Origin of the sequence: Aneurinibacillus sp. Ricciae_BoGa-3 (assembly GCF_028421645.1) — a bacterium.
Lineage (GTDB): Bacteria > Bacillota > Bacilli > Aneurinibacillales > Aneurinibacillaceae > Aneurinibacillus_B.
The window spans coordinates 3,495,006-3,508,663 of sequence record NZ_CP116887.1; the positions used below are offsets into that span (position 1 = coordinate 3,495,006).

Annotated in this window: 14 protein-coding genes; 2 read left to right on the forward strand and 12 right to left on the reverse strand. The window is 43.8% G+C overall.

All coding sequences use genetic code 11. The features are described from left to right. Positions 1-191: 191 nt before the first annotated feature. Entirely contained in the window at positions 192-1,133 is a 942-nt protein-coding gene (locus tag PP175_RS17635; RefSeq protein ID WP_272439617.1) for a hypothetical protein, read from the reverse strand. A gap of 366 nt (positions 1,134-1,499) precedes the next feature. Between PP175_RS17635 and PP175_RS17640 the strand changes: the two genes are divergently transcribed. Then, a complete protein-coding gene (locus tag PP175_RS17640) occupies positions 1,500-2,423 on the forward strand; it encodes a hypothetical protein (protein WP_272439618.1) in 924 nt (307 codons plus the stop codon). Between the two features lie 132 nt (positions 2,424-2,555). Here the strand turns inward: PP175_RS17640 and glmM are convergent, their stop codons facing one another. Genes glmM through PP175_RS17665 form a run of 5 tightly spaced genes read right to left on the reverse strand, consistent with a single transcriptional unit; the run spans position 2,556 to position 7,440 of the window. Further along, a complete protein-coding gene (glmM, locus tag PP175_RS17645) occupies positions 2,556-3,932 on the reverse strand; it encodes a phosphoglucosamine mutase (RefSeq protein WP_272439619.1) in 1,377 nt (458 codons plus the stop codon). A gap of 41 nt (positions 3,933-3,973) precedes the next feature. Beyond that, entirely contained in the window at positions 3,974-5,701 is a 1,728-nt protein-coding gene (locus PP175_RS17650; RefSeq protein WP_272439620.1) for a hypothetical protein, read from the reverse strand. A 50-nt stretch (positions 5,702-5,751) separates the two neighbouring features. Then, positions 5,752-6,183: a divergent PAP2 family protein gene (locus PP175_RS17655; protein ID WP_334314169.1), complete on the reverse strand. Its 432-nt coding sequence runs from the start codon at positions 6,181-6,183 to the stop codon at positions 5,752-5,754. 27 nt (positions 6,184-6,210) lie between these two features. Next, a complete protein-coding gene (locus tag PP175_RS17660) occupies positions 6,211-6,561 on the reverse strand; it encodes an SMR family transporter (protein ID WP_272439621.1) in 351 nt (116 codons plus the stop codon). 27 nt (positions 6,562-6,588) lie between these two features. After that, on the reverse strand, positions 6,589-7,440 hold the full coding sequence (locus tag PP175_RS17665; RefSeq protein ID WP_272443313.1) for a decaprenyl-phosphate phosphoribosyltransferase: 852 nt from the start codon (positions 7,438-7,440) through the stop codon (positions 6,589-6,591). A 450-nt stretch (positions 7,441-7,890) separates the two neighbouring features. Between PP175_RS17665 and PP175_RS17670 the strand changes: the two genes are divergently transcribed. Continuing rightward, on the forward strand, positions 7,891-8,313 hold the full coding sequence (locus PP175_RS17670; protein ID WP_272439622.1) for a hypothetical protein: 423 nt from the start codon (positions 7,891-7,893) through the stop codon (positions 8,311-8,313). 81 nt (positions 8,314-8,394) lie between these two features. Here PP175_RS17670 and PP175_RS17675 read toward each other — a convergent pair whose 3' ends face one another. Genes PP175_RS17675 through PP175_RS17700 form a run of 6 tightly spaced genes read right to left on the reverse strand, consistent with a single transcriptional unit; the run spans position 8,395 to position 13,652 of the window. Next, complete coding sequence (locus PP175_RS17675) at positions 8,395-9,291, reverse strand: DMT family transporter (RefSeq protein WP_272439623.1); 897 nt, start codon at positions 9,289-9,291, stop codon at positions 8,395-8,397. A gap of 53 nt (positions 9,292-9,344) precedes the next feature. Beyond that, positions 9,345-10,106 (reverse strand): glucose 1-dehydrogenase, encoded by a 762-nt coding sequence (locus PP175_RS17680; RefSeq protein WP_272439624.1) that lies wholly within the window; start codon positions 10,104-10,106, stop codon positions 9,345-9,347. 18 nt (positions 10,107-10,124) lie between these two features. Next, positions 10,125-11,144, reverse strand: coding sequence for a zinc-dependent alcohol dehydrogenase (locus PP175_RS17685; RefSeq protein WP_272439625.1), 1,020 nt, complete (start codon positions 11,142-11,144; stop codon positions 10,125-10,127). Positions 11,145-11,201: 57 nt separating this feature from the next. Next, entirely contained in the window at positions 11,202-11,912 is a 711-nt protein-coding gene (locus PP175_RS17690) for an ABC transporter ATP-binding protein (protein ID WP_272439626.1), read from the reverse strand. Continuing rightward, entirely contained in the window at positions 11,905-12,675 is a 771-nt protein-coding gene (locus tag PP175_RS17695) for an ABC transporter ATP-binding protein (protein ID WP_272439627.1), read from the reverse strand. Before PP175_RS17695 ends, PP175_RS17690 begins: the two co-directional genes overlap by 8 nt. Beyond that, on the reverse strand, positions 12,672-13,652 hold the full coding sequence (locus PP175_RS17700) for a branched-chain amino acid ABC transporter permease (RefSeq protein WP_272439628.1): 981 nt from the start codon (positions 13,650-13,652) through the stop codon (positions 12,672-12,674). The genes PP175_RS17695 and PP175_RS17700 overlap by 4 nt, the downstream gene beginning before the upstream one ends. Between the last annotated feature and the right edge of the window lie 6 nt (positions 13,653-13,658).

The following is a 13,658-nucleotide window of genomic DNA, read 5'->3' on the forward strand; positions in this document are numbered from 1 at the left end:
GTATATCCTCCTTTTCCATAGTCTCTTCCCGCAAAACGACAAATATCTTTTTTACGTCCTGCACATTATGCCAATCTCTATGTCCCATGATTTAATATACAGATATTATTTGACCATTTTGTTATCATATATGAAACTTTTTTGATCACAGTGTAAAAATTGCCCGCAAATTAACCGATAATAATAGTTGGTCATCTAACATTGTCAGACGCTCTCCATGCCGAATAATCGTGAACGGCAAAGCCGAGGAGCGCTGAAGAGTAATAAAATTTATCTTGTACTTTATTCATTTGCCGTCTCATCTCAACCGCCCCTTTTTTATTAAACGTAGTATTGCTGCCTTCTTTTACCGGATTGATTTGAACGTCGATAATGACACTTTTATTTAACCCATTGGCCTCCTGAATGAGCGGATTCGATAGTTCGTAAATGCTATCCGGGCCAACTCCTTTATCCCGGTAGGCCATGATGGATATATGGTCGAACCTTTTCATGATCCATGTGCTAAGGTTCTCTTTAGCATCCGGCGTTTTCAAAGCGTTCACCCAAAAAGGTAAATCGGCGGTACTGGTGAGGCCTGGCAGGCTGCCCCTCATCGTTTGAGAAATCATAACTATATTAGACATCCATTCTTTCACTATTGGCTGCTGATTCGTTTTCCAATCAGGCAGCAAATAAGGTTCAATATCGAGATGCACACCTGAGAATCTGCTCTGGGGATTCACGGATGCGTTATAATCTTTAACCCAGTTGAGAAATTGCCTAATATTTTTTTGGGCTTTAAGTGTTGCCCAGCTGGGATCACCTGCAAGGGCTTCTACTTTTATATGGTTGGAACTCGCTGCCTCAATAAATTTCTGATAGGTTTCCTTTTGGGCGTTAGCAGCGTTTACCCATACATAGAGATGAGTGATACGATTTTGAGAGGCAAAATGTAAAATGTCCTGCTGTTGGTTTTCAAGCACAGAAGCATTCCATATCCATGTCCCCATGTACGACTTTGGCGTCGTCATTTTCCACACGACTGCGCTGATTAGGCACAATAGCAAGAGAACCGCAACCACTGTTATGCTTATTTTCTTTTTAAATAATCGAGTAGCTCCATATTTAAGTTGCTCTATCCATTTATTCATTTACCTCATCCTTCTATCATTATTAAAATCCATTGGAATCGTACTATTTCTGCTGTTACACAAAACGTATAGACATGTGTTCCATTCTTAAAGCTTTCTTAACTAGCTATTATAACGTTGTTACTCTATAGAGTGAGCCGATCAAGCCTATTTAATGGATGTAAATCATTCAATTACAACATATTTTTGCTCGATAAGGATAAATTTTTACTCGAAGAGATTAAATTGATTAAATTGGATTAATCTGCTGAAAAAGTACAGAAGGCAACAAAGTACCTATTTTCTAATTGCCCTATCCATACTATCATCGGAAATGTAGGGATAAGAAGCTTGGCATTACTATTAACTTTAATAGGGAGGCAACGAGTGAAAAGAAAAAGCAAAACATTCTACTTTGTTCCAAAAATTCTGCTAATCTCCTTTGCTGTCGTCGTGTTGTCTTGCTTGTGTCCTTTGCAGGGCGGCCTTTCAACTCATGTTTTTGCCGCACCACAGCCCAAGGAAGCGACCTGGGTTTGGAATACATATTCGATTTGGAAAGACAAAGATAAAACACTGGATTTCCTTACAAAAAATCGGGTTAATCTTATCTATCTACAGATCGATCCGGACATACCGAATAACGTATACCGAACATTCATTAGGGAGGCCACAAACCGCGGTATTGAAGTTCAAGCCTTGGGGGGAGCCCCAGACTGGGTACTGCCGGAACATCAGAAAAAAATGTATCAGTTTATCTATTGGGTGACTACTTACAACAAGAGTGTGGTGCCTGCTGAACGCTTTAATGGCATCCATCTCGATGTAGAGGCCCATGTTCTTCCCCAATTTAAGAGCGACAAAGACAGAGTTATCGGTCTATGGATGGATACCATCAGCGGTTTTGTTCAAGAAGTAAAATCCGAAGATCCTACTTTGACTGCAGGTGCTGATTTGCCGGCCTGGTTGCATATATTTAACGTACATGATGGACATGGCGGCACGGAAACACTTTCGAGTTGGATGTGCGGGAAACTTGATCAAGTGACTTTGATGGCTTATGTAGACAACGCACAGGGCATCATTCAAGCCAGTTCAATTTCACTCAGTGAAGCGGAAAAGGCCGGCAAACCGGTCATTGTAGCTGTGGAAACGATGAATAGCAGTGAGCCCAATATCAGCTTTTATTCTAAAGGAAAAAATAAAATGATGAGTGAGCTGGAAAAGGTAAAATCAGCCCTTTCAAGTAACACTTCCTTCTCAGGAATAGCGATTCATCATTATGAAAGCTGGTCTTCTCTAAGGGATTAGCTGCTAAATAAGCCAGTTCTACGTCAGGCAACAACATTGTATAAAACCCAAAGAAGCCCCATCCACCGCGAAGCATGACGATGGATGGGGCTCTTTAACCATGAGTATTGCTATCACAGCTTATGTTTTGTTTTAATGATAGTCGTAATTTGCCACTAATGTACGCCCTAATTCCCGTTCTACTGTTCCCGTGATTCGTTGAACGAGCAACTCCAGCTGCCTTTTATCAGGTCCCTCTGCCATAACGCGAATCAGCGGCTCGGTCCCGGATGCGCGAACCAGTATGCGTCCATTACCGCCTAACTCCGCTTCCGCGTCCTTAATCGCCTGTTGAACCGCTTCGTTAACTGCGAGCTTTGTTTTATCTATTACCGGAACATTAACCAACAGTTGAGGATATGGTTTCATCACCTGTTTTAGCCTAGACAGCGGCACTCCTGTTTCCTTCACAATAGAGATTAGCTGCAGCCCGGTAAGCAATCCGTCACCAGTCGTATTGTAATCAAGGAAAATAATATGGCCGGACTGTTCACCACCTAGGTTGTAGCCGCCACGAACCATTTCTTCCACTACATATCGATCGCCAACCGCGGTTTTAGTGGCATGGATAGCCTGCTCCTCCATAGCCTTAAAGAATCCAAGGTTAGCCATAACGGTAGTCACAATTGTGTTGTTGCGCAACGTTCCTTTGGCCTTTAAGGAACGGGCACAGATTGCCATAATGGAATCGCCGTCCACAATCATGCCGTTTTCATCCACTGCCAGACACCGGTCCGCGTCCCCATCAAAACACAGCCCAAAATCCGCTCTATGCTTAAGCACTTCCTCCTGCAATTTTTCCGGGTGGGTAGAGCCAACCTGGTCGTTAATATTAAAACCATTAGGATCATTTCCAATCGTTACAACTTCTGCTCCCATATCCGAAAACAATTGAGGTGCAAGTGATGCGGCAGCTCCATTGGCGCAGTCCAATACCATTTTTAAACCTTCGAAACGTTGTGTAACCGTAGCCTTAAGATGTGAAAGGTAACTTTGGCCCCCATCCAAATATTCCAGCACGGAACCAATGCCAGTACCGGTAGGCCGCGGCAGTTGGTCTTCCGGTAAATCAAGATAATGCTCAATCTCTAATTCCGTTTCGTCACTTAACTTAAACCCGTTACTCGCGAAGAATTTGATACCATTATCAGCAAACGGATTGTGGGATGCGGAAATCATAACGCCAGCATCTGCTTGTACGGTTCGCGTTAAAAAGGCTACGCCTGATGTAGGGATTACCCCTATGCGTACCACTTCGGCTCCGACCGACAGCAGTCCGGCAGTTAACGCGCTCTCTAGCATATGGCCGGATATTCGCGTATCTCTGCCAATAAGTACTTTTGGCTTTTCATTTTGATTGCCGCTGATCAGCACCGATCCGCCAACGCGTCCAATTTTGAAGGCGAGTTCTGGCGTAAGCTGTGAATTTGCAATACCGCGTACACCATCTGTTCCAAAATAGTTCCCCATTTTTTATCCCTCATTTCGTAAATTTTAAAATAACGTCATGTTTAATGCTTTCCTGCAGCGGAAGCCGCCGTATCCTGCCCCTGCGGCTTTGCCAGATTCGTTTCACCGACTGCCATACCCTGCGTACGAATCATCGTTCCAGAGTGATCCAGTTCCATTACAGAGCCGCCCTTTGGTGAATCCTTTACTTCTTTAAACGCAATGCCATTTTCCTTCAATCGGTTTTTGTTTGAAAAGGCATAAGAGAAATACGCTTCAACCGGCTGTGGTGCTTGTTTAAGTGCCTTCAACTGCCCTTTCAAATTACTGTTCCATTGAGACTGCAAATTGAAGTACGAAACAGAAACCAGTGAGACATTTACAAACAGCGCAGCTACCATGACCCAGCTTAACCCTCTAATCACTTTTCGATCTTTAAAGCTGAAACCTAACAGAGCAATGATAATCGGCACCATCCATAGCTGTGGGACGTAGCGTGCCCACCAGGCAGCATAATTGATAAAAGCAGAAATGAGCAGAATGAGAAGCAGCCCAATCGCCACGAATGTTCGCGGAATGTTAAACAGAAAAGCCATCACCAGGATGACGAGCGACAACAGGAGCACACCGCTGAACCATGGACCAAAACCGCCAATAGCTGTGTCGGGCGTACCAAAGGCTTGCAATTCCTGTGGGGTAAATGTAAAAGGTGCCTTTAGCTGTGTTAAATCTTTATTCGTGCTGTTAGGCTCTGTCATGGCAAAATAAGAATGGATCGCCTGATCAAATCGATTCATGGTTAAAAAGCTGGAAGGGGTAAAAGCAGCGGTTACGTCTTTTGCATTATTTCCAGCCAGCGGATAAAATGGACTGCCAAACTTCAACGTATTGGTTACATACGGATTTAACCCAAAGATTGCTGTACCGATAACGGCACTTGCAGCCATCGTAATGACTAATTTTTTCAGCAGATCATATTTTTGCGTAAAGTACAATGCCACAAGAAGCCCGATGCATAAAACACCAGCATATCCTATCGCCGTAAATTTATTGTTGACGGTGAGTATGATACACAGTGAAAGGGCCGCAATTAAATAGTTATTAGCATTCAAGTAAAGCAAAACACCCAGTGCCACCAGACAGATGAGCAGCGAACTCAGCTGCCCGTCTACGTAGAAGCTTAAACACTGGTAAATACTCACAGGATTACATGCCACCAACAGGGATAGAAGCGCGGTTCTGCCCCATTTTCTCGGCATAATTTCAGTAAGAGCCGCAAAAGCAAGAAAGAACGAGCTCAGAATCAATGCCAAATTAAACACCTTGCTAAGCTCAATTTTGCCAGTGACAGCGTATAGCACAGCCGCTGCAATTTCGTCTCCTCTTGCATAATGATCGTTCCAGATTGCATACGGGTCACCCAGTTCACCGAGCGATTTGCTATACACCGGATTCCAGCCATTAGCTAGGTGCAGAATGAGTTCCTGGTGGTATGCCTGTCCATCGTAGCTCAAATCATAGAAATAGCCGCTTATCAAAAGAAAAACAATAAACAGCGCGGCTGACGCGACAAAACTAATGCCAAAGTAAACCGGATATTTCTCTGGGAAAAGGGATTTTGCCGTAAACCATATGAACACCGCCGTCACTGCTAGCGCAATATACAAATGGGCGGTTGTAATCGGAACGCCCACGAGAAACAACAGCGAGGCAACTACAAAGGCCGCAACTGTAAAAACCAGCATGGTAAGACCCATTAGCAGGCTTGTATTCTTGATCCGGTCGTTCATCTCTCTCTCTCCTTACTTTCCATTTTGGTCGAAATTGTTTACGGATAAGGTTATACCCATAAAGAAGCGAGCCATGCTACCACGGTGCCAACACACAGGCCGCCGATTACTTCTGTTTTTGAATGCCCCTGCTTTTCTCGCAGATTCACCTGTTCGCTACCGGGATCCCGCATGAACAGCATGTTGATAAACCGGGAATTCTCCCCTACTGCCCGTCTGACGCCTGTCGCATCAATGATAATGATGAATAAGACTGCAACGCTTAGCCCGAATAAGGGAGTATCCCACCCTTCGGTGAATCCAATTAGCATGGCAACGGAAGAAATAACGGAAGTATGGGTGCTTGGAAATCCGCCATTTCCAATATGCTTTTTTGCTTCTCTGCCGTGTTTATATGAATTAATGGCGAATTTAATGCAGCCCGATATAAACCAGGCAATAAAGGGAATAAATGCAAAAACATAACTGTGAATTTCTTTCATTTATATAACCTCCGAAATGCGCGTCCCTTAAGACCTGGAGACAAAAAATACGCCCACCATAATGCAAGCAATTCCTATCCATTTCATACTCGAAATCGACTCGTTGAATAAATAATATCCAGCCAGGACAACCACCACATACCCAAGGCTGACCATAGGGTACGCCACACTAATACTCATCTGTTTTAAAGTTAAAAGCCAGAACAACGAGCTTAATGCATAGGAAAAGAGCCCAGCCAATACCGGCCACGAGCTCAACATTTTAAAAATACCGGTTCCCTGACTCCAAAGTGGTTTTGGATTCGCAAGGCCCCACTTCATTAAAAGTTGTCCGATGACGCCAAGAAGAACAGACGCCAACAGCCATATATATTTCATTTTGTGTCCCCCATCGATTTTTCTCTCTTATTCAAAATAGAAGAGAATCAGCACAACTGAGAATCCATATAGAAGCACCGTTACAAGAATATGCCGGTCTTGAAACAGTACTTTCTCCGGCTTTCCTCCTTTGCCTTCCATATGAATTAAATACAAGTAACGAAACACGCCGTATAGTACAAAGACCAGCGTCCACATCAATTGAATCGTATGGCCGGAGGTGAAGGTAAATAACGCATAGCTCATAATCGTGGCTGTCGTTACGATACTGTTAAATTGATTTAGCAAGTCTAGTGAATAAGAATCCAGCACTTTTCGATGCGAGCCTTTATTGGATTGCAGCAAATACAGCTCGTGTCTCCGTTTACTAATGGCCAGAAAAAGGGAAAGCAGGAGTGTACAGATCAAAAACCAAGGGGTAAGCTGCACGTTTATAACCAGGCCGCCACCGATGGCACGAAACACAAATCCAGAAGCGATTATCAAGATGTCGAGAATGACAACATGCTTTAATTTAAACGAATAAGCCACATTCAAAGCAAAATAAACCAACAGTAATACAGCAAACAACGGGCTGAAGGTAAAAGCTGCTGCGAGAGAAAAAACAAGCAGTACTGTCCCCATGAATAATGCTCCGTATGGGTTAATAGCCCCCGATGCCATTGGTCGTTTGCATTTCTCCGGATGCTGGCGGTCCGCTTCCCGATCCACAAAGTCATTTAAAACATATACACTGCTTGACACAAAGCAAAAAAGAAAGAAACCGATTATCGAATGAAACAGCATGTCCACGTTAGATTTTTTAATAGAAAAGATTAATGCAGCAAAAACCAGAATGTTTTTGGTCCACTGCCTGGGACGAAGCTGCTCGAAATACATAAGAGCCTGCGAAAACGAAAAGACTCTCTTCCTTTTGGTTTCCGCATTAACATTAGATATGTTCATTCATCAACCATCCTTTTCAGTCAGTTATGTACACAGAGGTCATCGTATGGCAGTCGAACAAGCCCTATTCTAGTAATTCGTTTCGTAATTAAATCGCGAAATCGTAATGAAATGAAACGCCTCCTTTCCTTGTTCTGTGTAGGTAACACCATTCATAACATTCAATTGACCCGGTTTACTTCACCTAATATACCGTTAGTTTTTGACCATTCTGTGATCGTATATGAACATTTTTTAACCGCTTTGTAAAAGTTGAATGTTAGAAGAGCAATATGTACGCTGGATTTTATTTGGAAAAAATAACTTGTTTATATCGTTTAAATTCGTGGTAAATGTTTTTCTGTTTACTATTTACGAATGCAGAAGAGAGAGGGGCAGAGTTAGATGATTACGTTAAATGAAGTTGGTACTCTCGAAATCTGTAATGAACACGGACTTCTAAGTATCAATAATGAACTGGAAAACGGAATATCAATAACTTATTATCGCGATGATATCGGGCTCTCATTGGTTGGACTTTATTCTATTAATGAAATTAAGGAATTTTTGCGCAATGAACGAAGCCATTTAATAAGTTCGAGCCGTCAAACTAAGCTAGCAGGCAAAAAGAAAGTCCTTCAAACTTTTTTTAGTAAGGTGAATAGCTTAACAGGTGAAGAAGGTAATTACAGGGTAATCCTGTATGCGGAGGGTTTTATGTATCAGTTTCTGATGGCTAAAGAGGAATGGAATGAAATGGTTTTATTGATGACCAGGGGAGTCAATGGGGATAATACTATGAAAATTACGATGCCATTAGAAAAATAGACTTACATAAGAGAAGGAGTTCTTTTACAAGAACTCCTTTCAGTTTGTCGACTAATCATGCTTTCGTTTGCCCTTATACTCTTATGCTTCAAGCCTTTTCTCTGATGGAGGTTTAGGTAATTTGTTAAGTCGAAAATTACCTGATAAATATAATCCAGTAAACACAAAAAGAGAAGCAATCACATCATATCTTGTAATCACCTCTCCCAATAGGATGGCAGATAAGACGTATCCTGCAATGGGCGTTAAAAATAACCAGATATTTGCTTTAACTGCATCTTGTTTAAGCAAATAAAACCAAAGAACCATAGCAAAGATTGAAACACCGAAGACCGACCACACCAGATACAATATCAAATTCTTATCCAATACAAAGGGTTTACTTGATTCTAAAATCATAGAGGGTACGATTAATATAATTCCGCCGAATAGAACTTGCCACGTATTAATGACCAAACTAGGCAGTTGCAATTTTTCTTTTTGAAAATATACGCTGCCAATTGCCATGGAAACCATGCCAATCGTCAGTAAGAAAATCCCGCTTAATGTGGAATGACTGTTTTGAAGTAAGGGGTATGTTGCAATCATTAATCCGATTGCCGAAACAACCATTCCTATCCACTCTTTCCGTTGAATCGAGCGTTTCGCGAATAGGGAAGAAAGCAGCGCAACCAGAAACGGATTAACCACTACAGCGAGATTAAAAAATCCTGAGGAAATTGTTTGCAACGCCCAAAAGCCACAACCAAGATACAGCGAAGTGTTAAATAACCCTAATAAGATTAATGGCTTCCATTCTCGTTTTTTGGGCAGCGGATATTTCCCGCTTCTAAACCCATAAATATATAACATTAAGAAACTTCCTGCTAAAAGAAAACGGATGGTCCCCATGGTTAACGGTGGCGACGACAGCAAGCCTATTTTCACAAAGACCGCTCCAGATGCCCATAGGATGGTAAACAACACACCGAAAAGCACGCACTCACTCCTCCTCTCGACGCTTCTAAATCCATGTCTGACGCCTCGTTCAATTATCTTCCTAACCATCCGCCATCTACAGCCAGTAAGTGACCATGCACATAGTTTGAGGCATCTGAAGCTAAAAACACAACCGTTCCTTTGAAATCATCCGGCTCCCCCCAGCGGCCAGCGGGAATCCGTTCAAGAATTTGAGAGCTTCGGACAGGGTCCCGAATTAAAGCCGTATTCATGTCGGTTGCTACATAACCGGGAACGATGGCATTGACATTGACGTTATGTTTCGCCCATTCGTTTGCCAGTGCCTTGGTCAGCTGTGCTACTGCACCCTTTGCTGCGGCATAAGCAGGCACGGTGAACCCACCCTGGATCGACAGAAGCGATGCTGTATTTATAATTTTCCCCCTCCCTCTTGCAACCATATGGCGGCCCGCCTGCTGGCATAATATCCAGACGGTTTTTAAATTGATGTGTAGGACATCGTCCCAGTCGGATTCCGCAAAATCGACGGAAGGAGCGCGGCGCTGAATGCCTGCGTTGTTGATTAAGATATCCAGGGCGCCAAACTGAGAGACAACGCTTGGAATGGCTTCTTTAACTTGATCCATCCTTTCTAAATTGCAGGGGATGATACAACATTTTCTTCCCAGTTTCTCGATGTCTTCCTTAAGCTGCGTTTGTTCCGGCGATCGCTGGAGAAGAGCAAGATCCGCACCAGCCTCGGCTAATGCTAAAGCCATCGACCGGCCTATTCCGCGGGTGGCGCCAGATATAGCTGCTACTTTACCGTCCAGGCTAAATAAATCCTGTGTCATGATAAATAACTCCTTTCTTTAAAGTTGGAACAGCACTTTCAAGGAAGCATTTGAGTCTTCCATTAAGTGAAATCCCTCGTGAATCTGTTCAAGTGGAAGAAGATGTGAAATAATCGGCGATACATCAATGGTTCCATCCCTCATAAGCACAATGGCTTTTTTAAAGTCATCGTTTGAATAGCACCTCGTTGTTGTTAAAGATATTTCCCGAAAGTGCATCGCTGCTAAATCAATGGTGGGCGCTTGTTTGAAAACGCTGACTACCACAATTTGGCCTTGAATTTTAACCGTTTCAATCATTTGCTTCGCCGTTATTTGGTTACCGGCCACCTCAAAGACGATATCTGCTCCAACGCCGCCAGTAAGACTGGCAACCTCGTCCGTGACACTGGCATGTTTGGCATCTAGTACAGTAAACCCAAGCTGCTTCGCTTTTTCCAAGCGGTAAGGGCTGATATCAGAAATAATAATTTGGTGGGCTCCACCCTGCCTTGCGACTAAGGCGGTAAGCAGCCCAATAGGACCGGCCCCCAAAATCACAACATTGTCCCCCAGCTTGAGGTTGGAGCGGCGAACCGTATGCACCGCCACGGCAACCGGTTCTGTCACAGCGGCATGGATGTCTGACAGTTTATCTGGTATGCGGTGAAGCCGATGAAGCGGAACAGCCGCATATTCGGCAAATCCCCCGCTTTGGTCAATACCTATAAGCCTTAGTGTTTTGCATACATGAAATTGTCCTGCCGCACAGGCTTCGCATTCGCCGCAGCTTAAAGTCGGCTCTATCACAACACGATCGCCCGGGGCAAAAGAGGAGGCGCCTCTGATCTCCTCTATCACTCCGCTAAATTCGTGACCCATGGCCAGAGGAGCCCGGGCTCTGGGATGCTTTCCAAAATAAATCATCATATCGGTGCCGCAAATTCCGGCATAAGCTATCCGAATGAGAGCCTCCCCTTCACCTGCTACGGGCTTCGCCACTTTGTCCGCCGCTACAGTTCTTTCACCCAGATATAGCCCTGCTCGCATTTCGGTCATTGTCAATCCTCCCCATTAATTATGTAAGCAAAAAAAACGCTCGATATGAGCGCTTTTTTACCCTCCTAAATAAGCTGCTTTTACTTCAGGGTTGCTCATTAAATTACTGGCTTGATCCTCCAAAACGATCTTTCCATGCGCGATAACGTACCCGCGGTCAGCAATTTCCAACGCCATGGAAGCATTTTGTTCCACCAGCAATATGGTAATTCCCTGTTTTTTGATTTCCTCAAGCGCGTTAAATACCTGATCCACCAGCACGGGGGATAAGCCAAGGGAAGGCTCATCAAGCAGCAGTACCTTTGGTTTTGCCATAAGGGCTCTTCCAATGGCAACCATCTGCTGTTCGCCCCCGCTCATACTCCAGCCTAACTGGTTATCCCGCTGTTTTAGTTTCGGGAATAAATGATAGACTTTCTCTAACTCTTCTTCATAGCTTTGCTTGCCTTTGGTCCGCCAGGCAATCGTTCCAAGCTCCAGGTTCTCGCGTACGGTAAGTCCAGGAAATACCCGTCTGCCTTCTGGTACATGGGCAATCCCCTTACGCACAATGTCTTCTGCCGCTTTATTTTCAATGTTTTCTCCCAACAATGTCACGTTTCCGCCCTGGACTTTTTGCAAGCCTGAAATGACGCGCAACGTGGTCGTCTTGCCCGCTCCATTGCTCCCAATTAAGGTGATCAATTCACCCTCTTCGACATTTATCGAAATACCATCCAGCACCTGTGTCGGTCCATAAGACGTTGAAATGTTCGTTAGATTAAGCATGCTTTCGACCCTTTCCTAAGTACGCTTCGATAACGGTCGCATCGTTTTGTATTTCCTGCGGGGTGCCATTGGCAATCTTCTTGCCAAAGTTAATCACCGTAATTTCCTCAGCAAGCCGCATGACCAATCGCATGTCGTGTTCGATAAGCAACACGGTTACACCCTGCTCTGGCAGTTTCCGAACGAATTGCTCGAGTTCATCACTCTCCGTGGGGTTTAAGCCTGCCGCCGGTTCATCGAGCAGAAGCAGTTTTGGCTTGGAAATTAATCCCCTCGCTACTTCTAGCCATTTCTGCTTTCCATAAGGAAGAGATTTGGTTTGCATATCTCTTAATGTCCATAAGCCAACCTCATGTAAAAGGTGTTCTGCTATTTCTTTTGCCTGCTTTTCTGCCTTATGGTGCGAGGGCGTCCGAAACATGCTGGATACAAAGGAATTGCCGATTTCGTTGTGCAGGCCAATTAATAGATTGTCCAGCACCGTTAAATTTTTAAATAGGCGCAAATTCTGAAATGTTCTTGATATTCCTAAATGGGACAGGGTTGAAGATTTCTTGCCCTGAATTTCCTGTTCATTTAATAAAATTTTGCCGGATGTAGGCCGATAAAAACCGCTAATCACGTTAATAAGCGTTGATTTGCCGGCACCGTTCGGGCCAATCAGTGCATGTATCTGCCCTGGCTGAATCGACATGGATACTTCGTTAACGGCAGTAAGTCCGCCGAACTTCATTGTTATATCCTGCGTTGTCAGTAAACTCATACGACTCCCCCCTTATTAGGGCTGGTTGGGTTTACGGTAAAGCCGGTTTCTTTTTTCTTTGTTTGAAGCAATAGATTGAATACGGGCACGATTCCCTGTGGCAGGAAGGTAACAATGAAGAAGATACCTAACCCATAAATGGCCATGTAATAATCCTGCACAGGCCTTAGGATTTCCGGCAAGAAAGTAACGATGAAAGATCCCACTACAGGACCGAATAATGTTCCGGATCCCCCAAGAAGCGTCATGGTAAATAACTGTATCGATTCATCAAAAGAAAACGTGTCCGGACTGATATAGTTAGAGAATTGGGCGTATAAGGCGCCTGCAAATCCTCCATATATCGCACTGAGTACAAAAGCAACGACTTTTGTTTTCGTCAAATCAATACCTGAACTGGAAGCGGCTGTTTCATCTTCACGAATGGCCAGGAATGCTCGGCCAAATTTGGACTTTAAAATATTCCGCTGTATTAGGTATAGGAGAAGCGTGACGACTAAAGCAACATAGAAAAATGACAAGGGCGAATCGGCTTTAAACGAACCTATCGCAAGCGGCGGTATACCGTTAACGCCTTGAGCTCCATGGGTGAATTTTGTGTTTTGCAGGAGAGCCTGCAGCACAAATGTAAATCCAATAGTCGCCATGGCCAGATAGTGGCCTTTTAGTTTTAAGGCAGGAACACCGAGGAGCACGCCAAAAATAGCAGAAATCACAATGACAGCTATCCAAGTGAGAAAAGGCGGCCAACCATAATCTACTGAAAGCAGAGCTGCCGTATACGCGCCTATGCCTAGAAAAGCCGCCTGAGCAAAAGAGATATAGCCTGTAAACCCATAAATAAAGTTGATGCCAATCGCTGCTACCGTAAAAATGACCCCGTATACAAGCAACTGAATATAGTAATTATTTGGCATAAGCAGAGGAGAAATGGCTAAGACGATCAAAAACAGTAGAGGCAGTATTTTTCGAAGCATATTATC

Coding starts and splice junctions, on each gene's coding strand:
- PP175_RS17635 (WP_272439617.1), bottom strand. CDS start 1,133: ATGAATAAATGGATAGAGCAACTTAAATATGGAGCTACTCGATTATTT.
- PP175_RS17655 (WP_334314169.1), bottom strand. CDS start 6,183: ATGAAAGAAATTCACAGTTATGTTTTTGCATTTATTCCCTTTATTGCC.
- PP175_RS17690 (WP_272439626.1), bottom strand. CDS start 11,912: ATGCTTAATCTAACGAACATTTCAACGTCTTATGGACCGACACAGGTG.
- PP175_RS17685 (WP_272439625.1), bottom strand. CDS start 11,144: ATGACCGAAATGCGAGCAGGGCTATATCTGGGTGAAAGAACTGTAGCG.
- glmM (WP_272439619.1), bottom strand. CDS start 3,932: ATGGGGAACTATTTTGGAACAGATGGTGTACGCGGTATTGCAAATTCA.
- PP175_RS17650 (WP_272439620.1), bottom strand. CDS start 5,701: ATGAACGACCGGATCAAGAATACAAGCCTGCTAATGGGTCTTACCATG.
- PP175_RS17665 (WP_272443313.1), bottom strand. CDS start 7,440: ATGTATTTCGAGCAGCTTCGTCCCAGGCAGTGGACCAAAAACATTCTG.
- PP175_RS17680 (WP_272439624.1), bottom strand. CDS start 10,106: ATGACACAGGATTTATTTAGCCTGGACGGTAAAGTAGCAGCTATATCT.
- PP175_RS17700 (WP_272439628.1), bottom strand. CDS start 13,652: ATGCTTCGAAAAATACTGCCTCTACTGTTTTTGATCGTCTTAGCCATT.
- PP175_RS17695 (WP_272439627.1), bottom strand. CDS start 12,675: ATGAGTTTACTGACAACGCAGGATATAACAATGAAGTTCGGCGGACTT.
- PP175_RS17660 (WP_272439621.1), bottom strand. CDS start 6,561: ATGAAATATATATGGCTGTTGGCGTCTGTTCTTCTTGGCGTCATCGGA.
- PP175_RS17670 (WP_272439622.1), top strand. CDS start 7,891: ATGATTACGTTAAATGAAGTTGGTACTCTCGAAATCTGTAATGAACAC.